The organism is Pantoea sp. X-Soil-OKNW-713 (genome assembly GCF_059730685.1).
On sequence record NZ_AP035995.1, the window covers coordinates 2487061 to 2507684 of the forward strand.

The 20624-nt window shown below is 53.1% G+C and carries 17 protein-coding genes; 8 read left to right on the forward strand and 9 right to left on the reverse strand.

Translation table 11 applies throughout. The annotated features are described in order from the left end of the window. Positions 1-68 precede the first annotated feature (68 nt). Together AC6I8R_RS11700 and exoX are read left to right on the forward strand one after the other, a co-directional pair. Entirely contained in the window at positions 69-299 is a 231-nt protein-coding gene (locus AC6I8R_RS11700) for a DNA polymerase III subunit theta (protein WP_497832322.1), read from the forward strand. Positions 300-302: 3 nt separating this feature from the next. Then, the gene (gene exoX / locus AC6I8R_RS11705) at positions 303-971 is read left to right on the forward strand and encodes an exodeoxyribonuclease X (protein ID WP_497832323.1); all 669 of its coding nucleotides are present in this window, start codon (positions 303-305) and stop codon (positions 969-971) included. On the opposite strand, the gene AC6I8R_RS11710 is transcribed toward exoX, so the two are convergent. Both AC6I8R_RS11710 and AC6I8R_RS11715 read right to left on the reverse strand, forming a co-directional pair. Next, on the reverse strand, positions 965-3028 hold the full coding sequence (locus AC6I8R_RS11710) for a prolyl oligopeptidase family serine peptidase (RefSeq protein ID WP_497832324.1): 2064 nt from the start codon (positions 3026-3028) through the stop codon (positions 965-967). The genes exoX and AC6I8R_RS11710 overlap by 7 nt on opposite strands. A 120-nt stretch (positions 3029-3148) precedes the next feature. Beyond that, entirely contained in the window at positions 3149-3802 is a 654-nt protein-coding gene (locus AC6I8R_RS11715; RefSeq protein WP_208724169.1) for a tellurite resistance TerB family protein, read from the reverse strand. 163 nt (positions 3803-3965) lie between these two features. Here AC6I8R_RS11715 and purT point away from each other — a divergent pair, with 163 nt between their 5' ends. Further along, a complete protein-coding gene (gene purT / locus AC6I8R_RS11720; protein ID WP_497832325.1) occupies positions 3966-5144 on the forward strand; it encodes a formate-dependent phosphoribosylglycinamide formyltransferase in 1179 nt (392 codons plus the stop codon). Positions 5145-5182: 38 nt separating this feature from the next. Here purT and AC6I8R_RS11725 read toward each other — a convergent pair whose 3' ends face one another. The 5 genes from AC6I8R_RS11725 to AC6I8R_RS11745 all read right to left on the reverse strand — a co-directional run bounded on the left by AC6I8R_RS11725 (position 5183) and on the right by AC6I8R_RS11745 (position 9957). Beyond that, positions 5183-5821, reverse strand: a complete 639-nt coding sequence (locus tag AC6I8R_RS11725; protein WP_208724168.1) for a bifunctional 4-hydroxy-2-oxoglutarate aldolase/2-dehydro-3-deoxy-phosphogluconate aldolase — start codon at positions 5819-5821, stop codon at positions 5183-5185. Positions 5822-5962: 141 nt separating this feature from the next. Further along, positions 5963-7387, reverse strand: coding sequence for a dihydroxyacetone kinase phosphoryl donor subunit DhaM (gene dhaM / locus AC6I8R_RS11730; protein ID WP_497832326.1), 1425 nt, complete (start codon positions 7385-7387; stop codon positions 5963-5965). Between the two features lie 31 nt (positions 7388-7418). Further along, positions 7419-8042, reverse strand: coding sequence for a dihydroxyacetone kinase subunit DhaL (dhaL, locus tag AC6I8R_RS11735; protein ID WP_021182973.1), 624 nt, complete (start codon positions 8040-8042; stop codon positions 7419-7421). Between the two features lie 73 nt (positions 8043-8115). Next, positions 8116-9180 carry a dihydroxyacetone kinase subunit DhaK gene (gene dhaK, locus AC6I8R_RS11740; protein ID WP_415174513.1) on the reverse strand — a complete coding sequence of 355 codons (1065 nt, stop codon included), beginning with the start codon at positions 9178-9180 and terminating at the stop codon, positions 8116-8118. 48 nt (positions 9181-9228) lie between these two features. Further along, a complete protein-coding gene (locus tag AC6I8R_RS11745; RefSeq protein ID WP_497832327.1) occupies positions 9229-9957 on the reverse strand; it encodes an MIP/aquaporin family protein in 729 nt (242 codons plus the stop codon). A gap of 447 nt (positions 9958-10404) precedes the next feature. Here AC6I8R_RS11745 and dhaR point away from each other — a divergent pair, with 447 nt between their 5' ends. Next, on the forward strand, positions 10405-12390 hold the full coding sequence (dhaR, locus tag AC6I8R_RS11750) for a dihydroxyacetone kinase operon transcriptional regulator DhaR (RefSeq protein ID WP_497832328.1): 1986 nt from the start codon (positions 10405-10407) through the stop codon (positions 12388-12390). Positions 12391-12467: 77 nt separating this feature from the next. Here the strand turns inward: dhaR and zwf are convergent, their stop codons facing one another. Beyond that, complete coding sequence (gene zwf, locus AC6I8R_RS11755; RefSeq protein WP_021182969.1) at positions 12468-13943, reverse strand: glucose-6-phosphate dehydrogenase; 1476 nt, start codon at positions 13941-13943, stop codon at positions 12468-12470. 365 nt (positions 13944-14308) lie between these two features. On the opposite strand from zwf, the gene AC6I8R_RS11760 reads away from it, so the two are divergent. The 4 genes from AC6I8R_RS11760 to AC6I8R_RS11775 all read left to right on the forward strand — a co-directional run bounded on the left by AC6I8R_RS11760 (position 14309) and on the right by AC6I8R_RS11775 (position 19497). Next, positions 14309-15187 carry a MurR/RpiR family transcriptional regulator gene (locus AC6I8R_RS11760; protein ID WP_200864652.1) on the forward strand — a complete coding sequence of 293 codons (879 nt, stop codon included), beginning with the start codon at positions 14309-14311 and terminating at the stop codon, positions 15185-15187. 106 nt (positions 15188-15293) lie between these two features. Then, the gene (gene pyk, locus AC6I8R_RS11765) at positions 15294-16736 is read left to right on the forward strand and encodes a pyruvate kinase (RefSeq protein ID WP_021182967.1); all 1443 of its coding nucleotides are present in this window, start codon (positions 15294-15296) and stop codon (positions 16734-16736) included. An 86-nt stretch (positions 16737-16822) separates the two neighbouring features. Further along, positions 16823-18055 carry an MFS transporter gene (locus tag AC6I8R_RS11770; RefSeq protein WP_497832329.1) on the forward strand — a complete coding sequence of 411 codons (1233 nt, stop codon included), beginning with the start codon at positions 16823-16825 and terminating at the stop codon, positions 18053-18055. Positions 18056-18558: 503 nt separating this feature from the next. Next, positions 18559-19497 carry an omptin family outer membrane protease gene (locus tag AC6I8R_RS11775; RefSeq protein ID WP_021182964.1) on the forward strand — a complete coding sequence of 313 codons (939 nt, stop codon included), beginning with the start codon at positions 18559-18561 and terminating at the stop codon, positions 19495-19497. Between the two features lie 42 nt (positions 19498-19539). On the opposite strand, the gene lpxM is transcribed toward AC6I8R_RS11775, so the two are convergent. Next, positions 19540-20514 (reverse strand): lauroyl-Kdo(2)-lipid IV(A) myristoyltransferase, encoded by a 975-nt coding sequence (gene lpxM, locus AC6I8R_RS11780; protein ID WP_021182963.1) that lies wholly within the window; start codon positions 20512-20514, stop codon positions 19540-19542. Positions 20515-20624: the final 110 nt, after the last annotated feature.

Consider the following 20624-nt stretch of genomic DNA (forward strand, 5'->3'; position numbering starts at 1 on the left):
CGATCCCTTTTCCCTTGATCCTGAACGGGGAAAACATTACTTTTGCCCCTGTTTATCAGGAGAAAAACATGAGTCAAAACCTTGCCCTGCTGTCGCAGGAAGATAAAGACAAAGTGAATGTCGATCTGGCAGCCGCTGGCGTGGCGTTTAAAGAGCGCTACAACATGCCGGTAGTGGCGGATTTGGTCGAAAGGGAGCAACCGGAAGCGCTGCGTGACTGGTTTCGCCAGCGTCTGATGCAATATCGTCAGGCGTCACTCAGCCTTTCTCGTCTGCCCTACGAACCGAAGCAGAAATAAGCCATGCTACGCGTAATCGATACCGAAACCTGCGGTTTACAGGGTGGTGTGGTTGAAGTGGCATCCGTGGATGTGATTGACGGACAGATCCTCAATCCGATGAGTGATCTGATCTGCCCGGATCGCCCCATCAGCCGCCAGGCGATGGCCGTGCATCGCATCACTGAAGCGATGGTCGTGGGGAAGCCCACCATTGAGCAGGCCATCGGTCGCTACCACGGTAGCCCCCATTACGTCGCGCACAACGCCAGTTTTGACAGGCGAATGCTGCCGGAAATGCCGGGGCAGTGGATTTGCACTATGACGCTGGCGCGTCAACTTTGGCCCGGTCAGAAATACGGTAACCAGGCCCTGCGTCACAGCCTGAAACTGGACGTCACCCCGCCCGCCAATTTGCACGCGCACCGCGCGCTGTACGATTGTTACGTCACCGCGGCGTTGCTGATTCGCATCATGGAGAAGTCTGGTTGGGATGCTGAGCAGATGGTCAGCCGTTGCCAGCCCGCGCCGGTGGCCGATGATGTGTTCCCGTTTGGAAAATATCGCGGGCAAAGTATCGGCAGCGTGGTGCGCAAAGATCCCGGTTATCTGCGCTGGGTGCTGGAGAATGTGCGCGATTTGCGCCCACCACTGCGGCAGGCGCTGCGCAAGTACGTCAAAAATGATCAGTAGTCATGACGGTCTGGCAGAACACCCTGCGCCAGACCAATCAGGAAGGAAAACTCCTGCGCGACCCCTTCATAAGATTTAAAACGGCCTGATTTGCCACCGTGACCAGAATCCATATCGGTGCACAACAACAGCAACGTATCGTTGGTTTTTAGCTCGCGCAATTTCGCCACCCATTTTGCCGGTTCCCAGTACTGTACCTGTGAATCGTGCAGGCCGGTGGTCACCAGCAAATGCGGATAGTCTTGTGCTGCCACGTTATCATACGGGCTGTATTGTCGGATGCTGTGATAATACGCCTCCTCCTCTGGATTACCCCATTCATCATATTCCCCGGTAGTCAGCGGGATGGAAGGGTCCAGCATGGTGGTCACCACATCTACAAATGGCACCTGCGCCACCACGCCATGATAAAGCTGTGGAGCCATATTGATCACCGCGCCCATCAATAATCCCCCGGCACTGCCCCCCATCGCGTATAACCGTTGCGGGTGACCAAATCCCTTCGCAACCAGCGCTTCCGTGACGTCAATAAAGTCAGTGAAGGTGTTCATCTTGTTGTGCAGCCGGCCATCGTCATACCATTGCTGACCCAGCTCGCCACCGCCCCGCACATGGATAATCGCATAGACAAAGCCACGCTCCAGCAAACTGATGCGGCTGGTGCCGAAGCTGGCGTCCATGCTGCTGCCATAAGCACCATAGCCATAAACCAACATCGGGTTATTGCCCGTCTGGAAGTGCTTACGATGGTAGACCAGCGAAACCGGAACTTCCGTGCCATCGCGAACGGTTATCCAGTGATGTTCACTTTTATAATCATCCGGATTGAAGCCCGGGACCGGCGTCTGCTTCAGCACGCGCCGTTCGCCGCTTTCCATGTTGAGTTCAAATAACGTCGTTGGGGTGGTCATTGACGAGTAGCCGTAGCGCAGCGTATCGCTCTCCGGCGTTGGATTGTAGGCCAACCAGGTCACATAGGTGGGATCGTCAAAAGCAATGCCGGTGCTCTCACCGCTTTCCCAATGAATCTGACGCAGACTGGTCATCCCACGCGAGCGCTCTTCTACCACCAGCCAATGTTTAAACAGCTGAAAATCTTCCAGAACCACCTGATCGCGAGCCGGAATCAGCGTCTGCCAGCGATTTTCCGCCAACCAGGCGCTGCGGTATAAACCGAAATTCTTCCCTTCACGATTCGAACGAATATAAAACTGATGATTGTAGTGATCGATGGTGTATTCATGGTCGCGACGGCGTGGGCAAAAAACCTGGGGTTGAGCATCAGGATATTCCGCATCGATCAGCTGAATCTCGCTGGTGGTGGTGCTAAACAGCGCAATCAGGATGAAGTGTTCAGAGGTGGTTTTGTGCACGCTGAGATGGAACGTATCATCCTTCTCCTCGTAGACCAGTTGATCATCAGATTGCGGATGCCCTAATTCGTGACGCCAGACCTGATAAGCCAGCAAAGTCTTGGGATGTTTACGCACGTAATAGACGGTACGCGAATCATTGGCCCAGGCGAGGCTGGAAGAGGCATCACTCAGCACCTCGGGATACCAGCTGCCACTGACCAGGTTGCGAAAGCGAATGCCATACTGGCGGCGAGAAAGAAAATCCTCCGCCAATGCCATCACCTGATTATCCGGGCTAATCGCCAGCGCCCCCATAGTGTAAAAATCGCTGTGCGACGAGCGCTGATTACCATCAAGCAGCAATTGCCATTCGGCATCGGGATCAGCTTCTTTCGGCTGGCGATAATAGGCCGGATATTCATTGCCGGTTTCATAACGACTCTGGTAACGGTAGCCGTTTTTCACGTAGGGCACCGAATGATCCTGCTGAGGAATGCGGTCGATAATCTCTTTCAGCACCCGATCCTGTAGTGGCACCTGCGTAGCCATCATCGCTTTGCCATAGTCATTCTCAGCATGCAAATAGTCGAGCACCTCGGGATTTTCCCGATCATCATCACGTAGCCAGAAATAATTGTCGGTGCGAGTTTCCCCATGCAGGGTCATTTGGTGAGGGACTTTTTTTGCCTGAGGCTGATTCATAATGGTTCATTTCCCTGAAGAGACAACATTGTGCAAGCGTGGCACCGATCGCGCAGGAAGCCAAGCCATTGAGTACAAGGAAAATGTAAAACAAGGCCACCCAGGTGGCCTGTGCGGGGGTTAACTGGCGGGTAAGCTGGCTTTTTCAGCGGCGAGATCTTTTTGCATTTCGTCGCGGACATCCTGCGGGATCTTTAAGGCATCGCCCAATGCGGTCAGGTAACTGCGTTCCATAAAGTGGTCGACATCAATGGCTGCGCAACTGAGAAAATAGAGTTCCAGTGCCTCTTCTTCATTTTTCACATCAGCTGCCAGCCAGTGCGGATCGAGCGGGCGGTTCATCGCCTGCTGAATCAGGGCTTCCGCTTGCGCGCCGTAACCCGCCTGATGAATATTCTGCTCAATCGCCGCACGTTCGCGATCGTCGATATGTCCATCACTCTTGGCCGCAAACACCAGGGCGGTGACCAACCGTTCAGCACGCTGATCCAGCGGCGTTTGCACCTGGCCGAAACCCGGTTGATCCTGATGGGTTTCACGTACCCGTTGCTTATATTTATTCCACAGCACGGCACCCGCTGCGGCTCCACCGCCAATAATCAACGCCTGCCCACCGTACTTGGTCAGCAACTTACGGGAGGATTTGCTGGCAATCAGCAAACCCGCCAGCCCACCTAACGCCCCCGGTGCCAGCATGTCGCTTAACCCGCTACCCTTACCGCTGCTTCCCTGCTTTTTCAGTACCGATTGAATTTGCTGCAACCAGTTATTCATCGTTTAACTCCTGTTTAAGATCCGGGTTTCACATGCTGCCGCAGTGGATGTCAGGAAACGTCAGAACGACGCAAAGTAAGGCAAACGTTGCCGTGCTGAAAAGATGAGAACGCAAACGTTTTCGTATATACTGCGCGCGCATTTTGACTGCTAAGGTGAAATTATGACGACTCTCGGAACCGCGCTGCGTCCTGCCGCAACGCGTGTCATGCTGTTAGGTTCAGGCGAGCTGGGTAAAGAAGTGGCACTGGAGTGCCAGCGTCTGGGTGTGGAAGTGATTGCTGTCGATCGCTACGCCGATGCGCCTGCTATGCATGTTGCCCATCGCAGCCATGTCATTAACATGCTGGATGGCGACGCATTGGCCGCGCTGATTGCCCAGGAGAAACCGGATTTCGTGGTGCCGGAAATCGAAGCCATCGCCACCGAAAAACTGCTTGAGCTGGAGCAGCAAGGGCAAAAAGTGGTGCCCACCGCGCGCGCCGCGCGTCTGACTATGAATCGTGAAGGGATTCGTCGTCTGGCTGCCGAGGAACTGGCATTGCCGACTTCCACCTACCAATTTGCCGACAGCAAAGAAAACTTTGTTGCCGCCGCCAACGCCATTGGTTTTCCATGCATCGTCAAGCCGGTGATGAGTTCTTCCGGTAAAGGCCAGAGTTTTATTCGTGAAGCCAGCCAGCTCGACAAGGCCTGGGATTATGCGCAACAAGGTGGGCGCGCCGGTGCCGGTCGTGTCATTGTTGAAGGCGTGGTGAAGTTCGATTTCGAAATCACGCTGCTGACCATCAGCGCTGTCGATGGCATTCATTTCTGTGCCCCGATCGGCCATCGTCAGGAAGATGGCGATTACCGTGAATCCTGGCAACCCCAGCAAATGAGCGACCTCGCCCTGCAACGCGCGCAAGCTATCGCGGAAAAAGTGGTTAAGGCGCTGGGTGGTTACGGCCTGTTTGGCGTGGAATTGTTCGTGTGTGGCGATGAGGTGATCTTTAGCGAAGTGTCACCGCGTCCACACGATACCGGCATGGTAACGCTGATTTCTCAGGATCTGTCTGAGTTCGCGCTGCACGTCCGTGCCTTCCTCGGTTTACCGGTTGGCGGTATTCGTCAGTATGGCCCAGCGGCCAGCGCGGCGATTTTGCCGCAACTGGAAAGCACCAATGTACGCTTCGTAAATGTTGAAGCGGCACTGGGTGCGGGCTTGCAGTTACGTTTGTTCGGTAAGCCGGAAATTGCCGGTCAACGCCGTCTGGGTGTGGCGCTCGCCACCGGTGAGAATACCGATGACGCCGTTGCTCGCGCTATCAAAGCCGCAGCCGCGGTGAAAGTCGAAGGTTAACACCTGATGCGGTGAGCACCCGGCTCACCGCTCATCACTTATTTCGCGCCTGCTACCGCTTCGCGAGCCAGATGGGTAATACGATCCCAGTCACCCGCCTCCAGCGCATCGTTCGGCACCAGCCATGAGCCGCCAATACACAGCACGCTCTTCAGCGCCAGATAGTCACGATAGTTAGCCGGTGAGATACCGCCAGTTGGGCAGAAACGTACCTGCGGGAAGGGTCCGCCAATCGCCTGCAACGCTTTCACGCCACCGTTGGCCTCCGCCGGGAAGAATTTAAACTCGCGCAGACCGTAATCCATACCCGTCATCAGCTCGGATACGGTGCTGATACCCGGAATCAACGGCACCGGGCCTTCTACGGCCGCTTTCAGCAGCGGTTCGGTGATACCGGGGCTGATGACAAACTGCGCGCCCGCGTCGGTCACTTCTTTCAACTGCTGGGGGTTGATAACGGTTCCCGCCCCGACAATCGCTTCCGGAACTTCTTTAATCATGGCACGCAGCGCATCCATCGCCACTGGCGTGCGCAGGGTCACTTCCAACACGCGAACACCGCCCGCCACCAGCGCTTTAGCCATGGGTACGGCGTGTTCGAGTTTGTTTACCACAATCACCGGAACAACCGGTCCGGTGGTCAGGATCTGTTCTGCACTTGTTTTCCAGTTTTTCATCACGTTTCCTAAGGGTTTCAGTCAGGCCGTAGCTGGCCCGCAGGATGTTCCTGAGCATTACCATACAAGATCGGCGTGACTTACGTCTATCGGTGACGCCAGGTTTTTGAAACCACGGTTCAATTCAGGATGATGAAAAGGTTATACCGCCATGATCTCGCCGGAATCCGTTGCCAGCTGCACCCGCGTGCCATCCTGCCATTGTCTGGTACGCTTGCCATTGCGATCGATAAACACCGCTATCCCGCGTGCGGCGGCCAAAATCGCCGCATGAGATTGGGCACCGATGGTGGTAAAACAGACGCCCTCAGTCAGCGTGCTGTCTAAGGCCATAATTTCCGAGGGCAAGAGATAATTAGCGATAATTAATGTGGGCGAATGCGCTGGCGGCAGAGTAGACAGAGGATGGCCGAGCAACAGCCCCAGCACCCGCATACCAACGTCATAAACATCGATATACCGTTCACGCAGATACGTATCCTCAATCGCCCGGTATTCATCGGCCATCTGGCTAATCACGCCAAGCCACAACTGCTCGACAGGTGCTGGTTGTTGCTCCAGCCGTTCAAGGGTGGTGTCGAACAACTCGCCATCTTCCAACATCATCTGGTGTGCGGAAAAAATTGCCGCCTCATTGTCCGTCAGTTGCTCAGTTGTGGTGGCAATCAATATCTCCAGTTCCTGCTTCGCCGCCGCAATCGCCTGACTCAGCCGGGCAATTTCGACGTCTTTTGCGGCCGCTGCACGTTGCGTCAATTGTGGCAGGCCACGTTCGATGCGGCAGATCGTCACCGCCAGCACGTCGGACTTTTTTTTCACCACCGCCTCGGGTACCGCGTTGTCATCGCCGAATTGCGTTGCTGCCAGCGCGGCAAATGCATCGATTGCCTGCTGCGCCTCGGGTCCATGAGCGTGCAACGTAATAACATCACCACATTTGATACCCAACAGCGCCACATTGTTCATGCTCTTGGCATTCAACACACGGTCGCCATTAACGATTTGTACCTCAGCATCAAATTGATTCAGACAACGGGCAATCGCCGATGCCGGACGGGCGTGAATGCCGGTCGGATTGGTTACTGTCCAGGAAAAGCTTTTGCTGTCGTTATGCGTATCAGTTGCCCCCTCCGGGAGCGACATCGTTGGCAACGCCTCGCTCTGCCCCAACTGGGCGTACTTTGCTGTCAGCGCCTGATGTGCCTCCGCCATAACCTGTTCAACCGATAGCCCGGATGCCGCCGCGACAGCTGCCGCCACCGTGCCTTCCACCAGCGGCGCGGCGCAAATCTGCACCCGTGCCATCTTTTCCTCGCCAAGCAGCTCTTTCGCCATGTCGGTACTGAGGATCGCGCTTCCCATATCGACCATCACCAGCACATCGTCATCCAGCACCTCCTCAATGGCCATCATCACCGCGACCGGATCAGTACCAATCGGGTTTTCAGGATCATCAATGCCAGCCGCGAGGGCGAACTTTACTTTTCCCTGAGTCATTTGTGACGCCAGCTCAATCACGCCTTCAGCCAGCTTCCTGCTATGCGAAACCACCACAATATTGACCATAGTTGGATCACCTTATTGAGGACCACGTTTGTTAGCCAACAACCTCACAAAGTGTTTTAAATAACAGATAACTGGAGGTCGCACCGGGGTCCTGGTGTCCGATAGAACGTTCACCAAGATAACTGGCACGCCCTTTTCCGGCCCGCATCGGAATGGTGCTTTTCATCGCGGCCTCGGCCACCACTAACGTGCTATTCAATGCACTGGTCAGCGGTGCTTCCTGCTGGGTTTGCAACGATGAGACGATGGCTGACAATGTATCCACCATGGTTTTATCACCCGGGTGTGCCATTCCGCGTGCGATGATCCGCTCCGTGCCTTCGCGGTACAGGTTGTATAAATCCGTCACCGTTAATTCTTCTTTCGCCATGACACATTCGGCGGCTTTCAGGAAAAAAGTGCCATAGAGTGGCCCGCTGGCACCGCCAATGCTCGACAACAACACCATCCCGGTATTTTTCAAAATGGTGCCAATATCCTTATCTTCCAGCGTCGGCAGTTTCTCTTTTACCTTTTTGAAGCCACGATTCATGTTCAACCCGTGATCGGCATCGCCGATTTCGCGGTCCAGATTGGTCAGAAACTCTTGCTGCTGCTCAAAAACCGTTGCTGAGGCATCCAGCCAATCAATCACCTGTTTTTTGCTTACGACCATTGTTATCCCCCACAGAATGCTCTCTTCCCGCGTCACAGCGGCCTGGCTTTACTGACCAGACCGCGACACCAGGTTACATTTTCCAGCGTAGCGCTGGGGTGCTGACCGGAAAATCCCACAACGTCAGCATCTCTTCGTCGACTTTCAACAGCGTGATCGATACCCCCTGCATGTCGATGGAGCTACAGAACGTCCCCACCAGGTTGCGGGCGATATGGATGTTGTGCGCGGTCAGGATTTCTGCCGTTTTGCGGTACACCGCATACAGCTCTGATAACGGCGTGCCACCCAACCCATTGACCAGCACAATCACGCTGTCCTGTTCATTTAACGGCTCGGTAGTCTGGCTGTTTTCCACCCACTCGCCTTTATCACCGTCCCACTGCCGCAACACGCGACTGTAGGGCGTATTGTCGAGAATTTCGTTGAGCATCTCTGTGACCAGGGTATCGCAGTCACTGTACTTCTCGCGGCGGATACCCGGTTCACCGTGGATACCAATACCAAACTCGATCTCATCATCAGCTAAATCAAAACTTGCCCGGCCCGCAGCGGGCACCGTACAGGCCGACAATGCCACACCGATTGAACGCCCACGGTTGCCAATACGCGTCGCCAGTTGCACGCATTCATCCAGGCTGTAACCCTCTTCCGCCGCTGCGCCCAGAATTTTCTCTGCCAGCACCGTCGTGGCAACACCACGACGACCTGCGGTGTACAGGCTATCTTTCACCGCCACGTCATCGTCAATCACCGCCACCTGTACCGGAATGCCTTCGCCATGCAGCAATTCAGCAGCGGTTTCAAAGTTAAGAATGTCGCCGGTGTAATTTTTAATCAGCAACAGGATGCCGTTATCGCTGTTGACCTTTTGCGCGCATTCGTACATCTGATCGGGAGTTGGCGAGGTAAAAATATGTCCGGGGCAGGCACCGTCCAACATGCCAAAACCGACAAATCCACCGTGCATCGGTTCATGCCCTGACCCACCACCGGAAATCAGTGCAACCTTCGGTTTATCGGTGCGGCGACAGACATAGAAAGGCTCGATATTGACCGTTAATTCCGGATGCGCCAGGGCAAAGCCTTCAAGTTGTTCCCTGACAACATCATCAACCTTGTTGATTAACTTTTTCATCAATCTTTCCTCGTCATGTCCCCAGCCGGTGCGGCCTGGGGGCGACTGTTATGGGGTAGTTAAGAGAGGTAATAAGAATTTGTATAATAGAGAGCCGACCGCACCGCCAATTAATGGACCGACAATCGGCACCCAGGCATAGCTCCAATCGGAACCGCCTTTGTTTTTGATCGGCAATAACGCATGCGCGATACGCGGGCCAAGGTCACGCGCCGGGTTGATCGCATAGCCGGTAGGTCCGCCTAATGACAAACCGATACTCCACACCAACACGCCGACCGCATAAGGCCCAAAACCACCGGTAATACCGTTGTGCGAGTTGAAAATCGCCAACACGCCGAATACCAGCATCGCAGTACCGATAATTTCAGTGACCAGGTTCCATTTATAGTCGCGGATAGCAGGACCAGTACAGAACGTGGCGAGAATTAAGCCGGGATCATCGGAAACATCATAATGGCGCTTATACGTCAGCCAGACGAGGATGGCGCCAAGAAACGCCCCCACCAGTTGGCCGAGCATGTAAACCAGCACCATTCCCGATGGAATGCCGCCCTGAAGCCAGACAGCCAATGTCACTGCCGGATTGAGATGCGCGCCGCTGATCCAGCCGACGGCGTAAACAGCGACCGTCACCGCAAAACCCCACCCTGCGGTAATCACAATCCAGCCGCTACTTCCTCCCTTGGTTTGTTTTAAGACCACGTTGGCCACCACACCGTCGCCAAGCAGAATCAACAGCATGGTGCCGACCATTTCTGATAAAAAGATGTTCATCTTCCTTTCCTTTTATTAACAGTTGATATAACTGGTCGTCTTATGCAAGAACATGCTGAGAATAGAAAGGGAGAAAAAGGCTGTAAAAAATATTTTTTTGTTTAATTCAGAAACGTTATTTTTTCCGGGAAGGTTGCAAAAAGAAACATAATGACGGATGAAAACAGGGTTATTTGAACCCGGTCATACTGTATTCAAAGATGTGAGACATTTCACATCAGCTGTTTAAATAAATAAAAAACAAATTAAATACAATTGGTTAGTTTAAAATAATAGTAAACATTGATGCGGGAAACTATTTCCAGATCGCTGTCACAAATTGGCACGCTGCTTTACCGGGAAGCGTCAAAATACACTACATATAGCGTTATGCTCCGCGCCAGTGATCGGCTCTTACCCTGACAGACTCAATTAATAGCTGGGCCATTTTCAGCAGGAAGGCAATGCATGCGTCTCAATATGAAAGCAATATGGCGGGCATTCATCGCCAAGGATCCGGAGTTATATAACAACCTCACCAGTCTGGACCGCCCGGACATCAAACCCTGGCTGAAACAATCCTGGCTGCGTTGCCGACGCCTGTTGCGTCACGATCACTGGCCACAACAACTTTATGCCCGAGGCATAACCTTTGAGTCGCTGTGCCGCAACCAATCCGAGATGCTGAATATCTCCTCCCCCATCATCGAAGATATTTTCGAATACCTTGATGCGCCGGATTGCGCCATCTTCGTGACCGACGAAACCGGTTGCACGTTGAAGTTTTATGCTACGCCGTCGATGGCGATCAGGCTGGCACCGCTCGGGATCCGCGAAAGCATTTATTGGCGCGAAGGCATGATGGGCAATAACGCCATCTCCAGCGCATTGTTGTTGCATGAAACCCTCAGCATCAAGGGCTATGAACATTTCAACCGACATCTGCACCCGTTTGAGATCTGCGCCGCACCGGTGTTCGGCAGCGACAGTACGCTGATGGGGGCGGTGGGGATTATTTTACTTAGCGCTCAGGAGAGCGCCCCGGCGCTGGGGTTGGCGCTGGTGCATTCCATTGAGCAACAGTTCACCGCCAAACTGAATACCGATTTGATTCTGGCTGAGTCCAATCAACATCTCAGCGAAGTTCACGCCCTGCTGGATGGCGTGGAGGAAGGGGTACTGGCATGGGATAATAAAGGCACTATCCTCTATCTCAATATCCACGGTAGCAACCTGTTCGGGGTCAAAAGTGAAAAAATTCTCGGCAAAAATATTCACGATATCATCAAGCTACCGCAAAGCATTCTTAACGCGATTGCTCACAATCGTGAGGTCGATTTATTTGAAACCGCCATCGAATTTGCGGGTACCTTCATCTCTCTGGCGATTTCACTGAAAATCGTCAAGGGACCGAACAATACCTCGGATCGTTATATCGCCCTGATGCACCCGATTGACCGCATCCGCGAACTGGTCCATCGCCATAGCGGTATTGGTGCTCGGCTCACCTTTGATGATCTTGATTATGTCGGCACCTCAAATACCATTCGGCGCGTAGTACGCCTGGCACAACAGGCAGCGAAAGGTCGTGGTTCGGTGTTGCTGCATGGTGAGGAAGGGTTGGGTAAGTCCTATCTGGCTCAGGCCATCCATAATGCCAGCGAGCGTCAGGATAAGCCCTTTATCACCATCAACTGCCAGGCAATCCCGCGCGAAACCATGACCAGCGAGTTTCTCGGCGGCATCGTCAATGGCGACAAGCATGTGATCTCAAAGTTTGAACTGGCCAAAGGCGGCACGCTTTTGTTGGAGAATGTGGAGTACCTGACCACCGAAGTCCAGACCGCCCTGCTGCAACTGCTGAAAACCGGCTTGCTGAGTAAGGCCAACCAACTGCTGGTACCGTTGGATGTACGGTTAATCACCACCACCAGCGTCGATATTAATCAGTACGTGGATGAAAACCGTTTTCGTCGCCATTTGTTGTATGAATTGCAGTCGTTCGATATCCATATCCCCCCTTTGCGCGAACGCAGTGAAGATATTCCGCCGCTGATTAAACGTTATCTGAAGATCATGAGCCGTGAAGTCGACAGCAATCTGTCGTTGTCAGAAGATGCGCTGCAACTGTTGACGCGTTACAGCTGGCCGGGAAATAACCGCGAGTTACGCAATGTGCTCGAGCGGGCTTTTAGTTACAGCGATGGCGCGGTAATCCGCGTGAAAGATATTCCCCTGGCGCTAATTGAACGCATTCGCGATCTGGCTAGGGTCCCGCCGTCGAATGGCTTGCATAGCCTCATCGACATGGAACGTGATGCGTTAATTAAAGCTGCCGTCCAGTGTCAGGGCAAAGCCATAAAGATTACTCAGACGCTGAAGATCAGCCGCACCTCATTATGGCGCAAGCTGAAAGCCTTCAATATTCATCTGGAGGATTATAAATCACGTTGAGTGAAGGCATATTGCGTAGCGGCACGATTTATCGTGCGCGTTTTTAACGCGCGAAAAATCGCGCCGCTACCATTCTGTTACTCGAACTCGTTCCAGGAACGACCGTCGCGGGTGATCATCGCCACAGAGGCAACCGGTCCCCAGGTACCTGCCTGATAAGGTTTCGGTGCATCCGCATCGGCGCTCCATGCGTCCATGATGGAGTCAACCCAGGTCCATGCCGCTTCCACTTCATCACGACGCACAAACAGCGCCTGAATGCCACGCATGGTTTCCAGCAGCAGGCGCTCATAAGCATCCGCCAGATGGGACTGGTTGAAGGTTTCAGAGTAGCTGAGGTCCAGTTTGGTGGTCTGCAATTTGTGTTTATGATCCAGACCCGGCACCTTGTTCAGGATCTCGATATCCACACCTTCATCCGGTTGCAGACGAATCGTCAGCTTGTTCTGCGGCAGTTCAGCGTAGGAATCTTTGAACAGGTTCATTTCCGGGTTCTTGAAGTAGACCACCACTTCAGAACACTTGGTTGGCAGACGCTTACCGGTGCGCAGGTAGAACGGCACGCCTGCCCAGCGCCAGTTGTCGATATCGACACGGATCGCCACGAAAGTTTCGGTCGCGCTCTGCTTATTCGCGCCCTCTTCCTCCAGGTAGCCAGGGACTTTTTTACCCTGGACGAAACCGGCGGTGTACTGGCCACGCACGGTTTTGTCGCGCACGTTGCTCTGGTCGATACGACGCAGCGAACGCAGCACTTTGACCTTCTCATCACGAATCGCATCGGCGCTCAGATCAGACGGCGGTGACATGGCGATCATGGTCAGGATTTGCAGCAGATGGTTCTGGATCATGTCACGCATCTGGCCTGCTTTGTCGAAGTAACCCCAACGGCCTTCGATACCAACCTCTTCAGCCACGGTAATCTGTACGTGGTCGATAGTACGATTGTCCCAGTTATTCACAAAGATCGAGTTGGCAAAACGCAGGGCCAACAGGTTCAACACCGTCTCTTTACCAAGGTAATGGTCGATACGGAAAACCTGGCTCTCTTCGAAGTATTTACCGACGCTGTCGTTAATCTCCTGAGAGGTTTCAAGTGAGGTGCCCAGCGGCTTTTCCATCACCACGCGTGCCGGTTTGGCGTTCAGTTTGGCTGAACCCAGGCCTTCACAAATCGCACCAAAGGTGCTCGGCGGCATGGCGAAGTAATTAATGGTGACGCGATTTTTCTGGTCGAGCATTTTGCCCAGACGAGAGAAATGCGAGGTGTCGTTGACGTCGAGGTTACAGAAGTCGAGACGGCTGCTGAGTTTGTCCCACAGCGCTTCGTCGATCTTCTCTTTCATGAAGGTTTCCAGCGCTTCACGTACCACTTTGGTATACGCGTCTTTGTCCCACTCCGCGCGCCCCACACCAATGATCCGTGTGGTTTCGTGAATCTGACCGGCTTTTTCCAGCTGATACAGTGAAGGCAACAGTTTCCGGCGCGCAAGATCGCCTTTGGCACCGAAAATCACCAGATCGCATGCCTGGGCTGTTTGTGTTACCGCCATTTTCCTCTCCTCGTTGCAGGATATACCCGGTCGAGCGTCCTCATTTACCGGGTCCTTATTGTAATTTTCTTACAGCACAATGTACTTTTTTCCCGGTTCCAGGACAACCCGAACGGGGGTGTTGCATCAGATAACTCTGCACGCCATTTGCGACTAACGTGTGTTGTCGCGTGCGCTTTCGGCGCTTTTTTCTGTTTCGCGATTTGTCGGGGAAAACCTGGTGCGCGTCAAAGTATGACAAAAAAATCGCGTCTACATTTATCCGCTACTGCGTGCGACCGCAGTTTACACGGTATATTGTTCTGAACAGAGCGCCCTTTCATCCAGAAATGAAATTGGCAAAAGTGGTGAGTGGTCATCGGGTTATCAATATGCTGGAACAGATTAAGGCGCAATTACCGACGCTGAGTAAATCGGAACGAAAAGTCGCAGAGCAAATCCTTGCTGCACCCCAGGAAGCGATGCATTCCAGTATCGCCACGCTTGCGCGTGCCGCACAGGTTAGCGAGCCAACGGTGAATCGCTTTTGCCACCGCATGGGTACGCGGGGGTTTCCCGATTTTAAACTGCAACTGGCACAAGGTTTAGCGAAAGGCCCGAACTGGGTCAGCCGGGGTGTGGAAGAAAATGACAGCGTCGAGCGCTACAGTCAGAAAATTTTCGATTCGGCGTTGGCCGGATTAAGTCGCGTAAGCCAGCAACTGGATATGGCGGTGATTCATCAGGCGGTCAAGGCGCTGACACGGGCGAATAAGATTGCATTTTTTGGTCTGGGAGCCTCCGCCGTCGTGGCCCATGACGCCACCAATAAGTTTCTGCGTTTTAATCTGCCGGTCATCTGGTCAGAGGATATTGTGATCCAGCGCATGAGTTGCATAAATAGTGGACCAAATGACGTTTTTGTTCTCATATCACATACTGGTCGAACCAAAAATATGATAGAACTGGCTCGCCTGGCGCGTGTAAACGCTTCCACCGTTTTGGCTATCACCTCTCCCGGTTCACCGCTTGCAGCAGAAGCCACGCTGGCGCTGACGCTCGATGTCCCGGAAGATACTGATATCTATCTGCCGATGGTTTCCCGCCTGGCACAATTGACCCTGGTCGATGTCCTTGCAACGGGTTTTACCCTTGAGCGTGGCGCCTCTTTTCGCGAAAATCTGAAACGGGTGAAAGAGGCGCTGAGAGATTCGCGCCTGGAGAAGCATGTGCAGCAGGAAATCAATGCACAGCAAAATAATTAACATCGCATTCACATGTGAGTCGAATCACAGCCCATCGATCATATAGAATAGTGACCACAACGTGTCCAGATGACAGGGACACGATACTTAGTCAACGGAGTCCTTCATGTCCAGACGTCTCAGAAGAACCAAGATCGTAACAACCCTCGGCCCGGCAACCGATCGCGATAACAACCTCGAAAAAATCATTGCGGCAGGTGCGAACGTTGTTCGACTAAACTTCTCCCACGGAACCCCGGAAGATCACCAGCTACGCGCGAATAAAGTGCGTGAGATTGCGGCCAAACTGGGTCGCCATGTCGCCATTCTCGGCGATTTACAGGGTCCTAAAATTCGTGTTTCGACCTTCAAAGAAGGCAAAGTGTTCCTCAATGTCGGCGACCGTTTCCTGCTGGATGCCAGCCTGGGTAAAGGTGAAGGCGACAAAGAGAAAGTCGGCATCGACTATAAAGGTCTGCCGGCGGATGTGGTGCCAGGTGACATTCTGCTGCTGGACGATGGTCGCGTGCAGTTAAAGGTGCTGGAAGTTCAGGGCATGAAAGTGTTCACCGAAGTGACCGTCGGCGGCCCGCTTTCCAACAATAAAGGCATCAACAAACTGGGTGGCGGCCTGTCAGCCGAAGCGCTGACCGAGAAAGATAAGGCCGATATCCTCACCGCAGCAAAAATTGGCGTAGATTATCTGGCCGTCTCTTTCCCGCGTTGCGGCGAAGATATGAACTATGCGCGCCGTCTGGCGCGTGATGCCGGTTGCGATGCCAAACTGGTTGCAAAAGTGGAGCGTGCTGAAGCGGTTGCCACGCAGGAAGCGATGGATGACATTATCCTCGCCTCTGACGTTGTGATGGTGGCGCGCGGTGATCTTGGCGTGGAAATTGGCGACCCGGAACTGGTCGGTATTCAGAAGGCACTGATTCGTCGTGCGCGTCAGCTGAACCGTACCATCATTACCGCGACACAGATGATGGAATCGATGATTACCAACCCGATGCCAACCCGTGCAGAAGTCATGGACGTGGCAAACGCCGTGTTGGATGGCACCGACGCGGTGATGCTGTCAGCAGAAACGGCTGCCGGTCAGTACCCGGCGGAAACCGTGTCTGCGATGGCAAAAGTGTGTCTGGGTGCGGAGAAAATCCCAAGTGTCAATGTGTCCAAGCACCGTCTTGAAGTGCAGTTCGACAACATTGAAGAAGCCATCGCCATGTCGGCCATGTACGCCGCAAACCATTTGCAAGGCGTGACCGCGATTATCACCATGACCGAATCTGGCCGTACCGCACTGATGACCTCCCGTATCACCTCCGGGCTGCCGATCTTCGCGATGTCACGTCATGAACGCACTCTGAACCTGACTGCGCTTTACCGTGGTGTAACGCCGGTTTACTTTGACAGCAACAATGATGGTGTTGCCGCTGCGCACGATGCCATTAACCTGCTGCGTGACAAAGGTTTCCTCGTTTCAGGCGACCTGGTGATTGTCACCCAGGGTGATGTCATGGCGACCACAGGCACCACCAATACCAGCCGTGTACTGCGCGTAGATTAATTACGCCCTCTGACAGCGGCTGTAACATTATGGACAACGCGACTGCTTCGGCAGTCGCGTTTTATTTTCTCTGACAAGGAGGCCAGATGGCCCGCTATCAACCGATAACTCAACTCACCGGGCGCGTGCTGCTGTTTCCGCTGGCGTTGGTGTTGTTCGAGTTTGCCACCTATATCGCCCACGACATGATTCAACCCGGTATGTTGTTGGTGACGCAAGAGTTTCAGGTCGGCCCGGAATGGGTATCGACCTCACTGACGGCTTACCTGATGGGCGGCGTGGTGTTGCAATGGCTGCTTGGCCCGCTCTCCGACAAATATGGTCGACGGCCCGTATTGCTGTTCGGCATCCTGTTCTTTGCCGCCGCCTGTATGCTGACCACGCTGGTGCAGAGCATCGAACAATTCGTGGCACTGCGTTTTATTCAGGGGATCAGCCTGTGCTTTATCGGCGCGGTCAGCTATGCGGCGGTACAGGAGGCTTTCGCTGAAGCGCTTGCCGTGCGCATGATGGCGTTAATGGCCAATGTGGCTCTGCTCGCCCCGTTAGCAGGACCGCTGGCGGGGGCCGCCTGGCTCAGCGTTGGCGACTGGCGCAGCATGTTCTGGTTATTCGCCGCCTGTAGCATCGTGGCGTTTGTGGTGTTGTGGCGCATCATGCCGGAGACGGCCGGTGATCGCAGCCATTCCATTGCCCTGCCGACGCTGGCGCGTGGCTATGGTCGTCTGGCGCGTGACCGCCAGGTGATGTATGGCTCTTTCGCCATCGGTCTGGTTTTTATCCCCATCCTGACCTGGGTGGCGTTATCCCCGGTGATCCTGATGCATGATGAAGGGTTATCTCGCCTGCATTATGCCTTGCTGCAATTACCGGTATTCCTCGCGATGATTGCCGGAAACCTGACGCTCGGTAAGCTGGCCGGTCGGGTGCCGATTGAGCAACCGGTAAAATTTGCCGCATGGCCAATTTTGCTTGGCCTGAGCATTGCGCTGCTGGCGAACCTGCTCAATAGCCACAGCTACCTGCTGCTGACGGCAGGATTGAGTTTGTACGCTTTTGGTGCCGGGATGGTTAACGCCGGTTTGTACCGTCTGACGCTGTATGCCAGCAACGAAGGGAAAGGCAGTATCGCCGCGATGCTCGGGATGATCAGTATTCTTACCCTGGCGATAGGTATCGAGCTGGCAAAAAGTGGTTATTTCAGCGGGGGTACACCGTGGTTCAGTGCGATTAACTTTATCAGCGGAGTGATGTGGTTTGGCCTGGTCACGCTGTTCCTGCGTGAACGTAAACGCCGTAGCCAGCTGGCTGAGGTGTGATTAATCAGGCGTTGAGTATCTGGCAAACATTATTCAACGCCTGAAATTGATCATATTTTCAGCGAAAAATTTCGCTTAAGATAATTGATGAAAAGATTTCATGATAGTGCAGTGAACTTTATTTTTGTGCATTTTATCGCCAACCTTATCATTAACTCAAATAGCCCGTGAACGTGCATAAAAATAAAATTTACTGCACAATGGCCGATTCTAATTAATTCGCATCGGAAAATAACGCGCCAGACCCGGTGAAAAAGCCCTTTCCTGCTTCGGGCACGAAAAACCCTCTAACCCTCTGCTTATAAACATAATTATTTAATTACGCCCGTTTACTCATCAGGGGATCGGTTATTATCGTCCCAAAAACTCATTTTATTAGTTAATTTTACTGAAGTCTCACCTGACATTTTCTTATCCAAAAATTTACACTTGCCTGACACTTTACTGCGCATTAGGCTGTGCCCGCTGTTTAAGGATTAACGTAATTCAACACGGGATATAAAATGAAAAAAACTACTGTTGCGGTAATGATGATGGCCGCACTTTCAGGGAGCGCTTACGCTGAATCTGCGCAATTTATGCCAAACTTTTCAGCGGATAGCGTCAGTGTTGCAACCTCCATCGGGATGCTGGGCGGGAAATCGAAAGAACTGGTTTATGACACCAGCAACGCACGTAAAATTAGCCAGCTCGACTGGAAAATTAAAAACGTGGCGATCCTGAAAGGTGATTTCTCCTGGGATGCCTTCTCCTTCCTGACCCTGAATGCGCGTGGCTGGACCTCACTGGCTTCCGGCTCTGGCCATATGGATGACTACGACTGGCAGAACGCTAACCAGTCAAGCTGGACCGATCACTCATCCCACCCCAGCACAGACGTGAACTACGCCAACGAATACGACCTGAATGTTAAAGGTTGGTTCTTGCAGGGTGATGATTACAAAGTGGGTGCTGTCGCAGGTTATCAGGAAACGCGTTTCAGCTGGACAGCGACCGGTGGTTCCTACAATTACGATAACGGCGCATTCCAGGGCAACTTCCCGAACGGTCAGGCAGGCATTGGCTACAGCCAGCGCTTCTCTATGCCGTACATCGGGTTAGTGGGCCAGTACCGTATCAACGATTTTGAATTCAACGCACAGTTCAAATTCAGTGATTGGGTTCGCGCACACGATAACGACGAACACTATCTGCGTGATTTGACCTTCCGTGAGAAAACATCAAACTCACGTTACTACGGCGCGTCAGTAGATGCAGGTTACTACGTCACTGCGAATGCGAAAGTGTTTGCTGAATTCACTTACAGCAAATATGAAGAAGGGAAAGGCGGTACTCAGGTGATCTACACCCCTACCGGCGAATCAGCCTCTTATGGCGGTGATGCTGCGGGTATCTCCAACAAGAACTATACCGTTACTGTTGGTCTGCAATATCGCTTCTGATGCAATGAACCTGTCGGGAGCACATCCCGACAGGTTTTTCCGTTATTTGCGTGGGTAAAGATCTTTACGCACGTAGGGTTCAATATCCCCCTCTTTGCGCGTCTTCAGTAATTTCAGAATCCAGGTGTACTGCTCGGGATGAGGACGGACAAAAATCTCCACCTCCTCATTCATACGCCGCGCCAGGGTTTTATCATCGGCATCCAGCAGATCATCCATCGGCGGACGGACATAGACCTCAAGACGATGCGTTTCGCTGTTATACACCGGAAACAATGGCACCACGCGCGCACGACACACCTTCATCAGACGCCCAACGGCAGGTAATGTCGCTTTGTAGGTGGCAAAGAAATCGACAAACTCGCTGTGCTCGGCACCGTGATCCTGGTCCGGTAGATAATAGCCCCAATAGCCCTGACGCACCGAGCTGATAAAGGGTTTGATACCGTCATTACGCGCATGCATGCGGCCACCGAAACGGCGACGCACGGTGTTCCACACATAATCCATCAGTGGATCGCTTTGATTATGGAACATCGCCGCCATCATCTGACCTTCAGACGCCAGCAGCATGGCAGGAATATCAACACCCCAGCCGTGTGGCACAAGGAAAATAACGTTTTCGTTATTGGCCTGTAACTGATCGATAATTTCACGACCATACCAGTCAACACGCTGACGCACGCGCGCCGGGTCGCGGATGCCTAATTCGGCCATCATCACCATCGCCTGCGGCGCAGTGGCAAACATCTGGTCGACAATGGTTTCGCGTTCCGCTTCGCTTAATTCAGGCAGACAGTAATACAGATTGATCAATGCACGACGACGCGCGCTTTTCGCCAGCTTTCCGGCCAGTTTGCCCAGACCACCCAGCACCGGATCGCGAACTTTAGCAGGCAACATTGCCATGCCAGCAAGCGCCCCAATCGCCAGCCAATTGCCCCAGTATTTCGGCTTTAAAAAAGAACGTTGAAAAACGGGTATAAACTCAATGTTATTTTTTTTACGGGTTTCCATGCACTCGCCTCTGACAATGACCGGTCAATAATAGTGACGATGACTAATTTTGCAATCTTCGTGCATTAGATAGCAAAAAACCGACGAAGAATCCGTCGGTTTTTACTCAC